The organism is Bradyrhizobium sp. 31Argb, from assembly GCF_043638955.1.
Classification (GTDB): domain Bacteria; phylum Pseudomonadota; class Alphaproteobacteria; order Rhizobiales; family Xanthobacteraceae; genus Bradyrhizobium.
In genome coordinates this window covers 1-653 of record NZ_JBEGDB010000685.1, presented here as the reverse complement: position 1 = coordinate 653, position 653 = coordinate 1, and the positions used below count along the sequence as shown (strand labels likewise).

The 653-nt window shown below is 62.3% G+C and carries 1 protein-coding gene; it reads left to right on the top strand.

Annotated elements, in window-relative coordinates:
- The first annotated feature begins 162 nt into the window (after nt 1-162).
- On the top strand, nt 163-585 hold the full coding sequence (gene ndk / locus AAFX91_RS42270; protein ID WP_130581400.1) for a nucleoside-diphosphate kinase: 423 nt from the start codon (nt 163-165) through the stop codon (nt 583-585).
- Nucleotides 586-653 lie beyond the last annotated feature (68 nt).

The following is a 653-nucleotide window of genomic DNA, read 5'->3' as shown; positions in this document are numbered from 1 at the left end:
GCGAAACTACTTCGCCGTCGTCGCCATTGCCGCCACTCTGCTCTGGATAAGGTAACTGTCCACACGGCCTAAGGCCAGGGCGACACCGGGTCGCTTGCCGTTGCGGGATCACGCCGATATAAGCCCCGCAACTCGTTAACCAGCGTTTGCAAGGACGATATCATGGCGATTGAACGCACTTTCTCGATCATCAAGCCCGACGCGACGGAGCGTAACCTGACCGGCGCGGTCAACGCACTGATCGAGAAGGCCGGGCTCCGGATCGTGGCCCAGAAGCGGATTCGCATGACCCGCGGGCAGGCCGAGACCTTCTATGCCGTCCACAAGGCGCGCCCGTTCTTCGGCGAGCTGGTCGAGTTCATGACCTCCGGCCCGGTCGTGGTCCAGGTGCTGGAAGGCGAGGGGGCGATCGCCAAATATCGCGACGTGATGGGCGCCACCGACCCGTCCAAGGCCGCCGAAGGAACGATCCGCAAGCTCCATGCGAAATCGATCGGCGAGAATTCCGTGCATGGATCCGATGCCCCGGAGACGGCCGTGATCGAGATCGCGCAGTTCTTCTCGGGCAACGAGATCGTCGGCTAGGCCGTGTGGACAGTTACCTTATCCAGAGCAGAGTGGCGGCAATGGCGACGACGGCGAAGTAGTTTCGC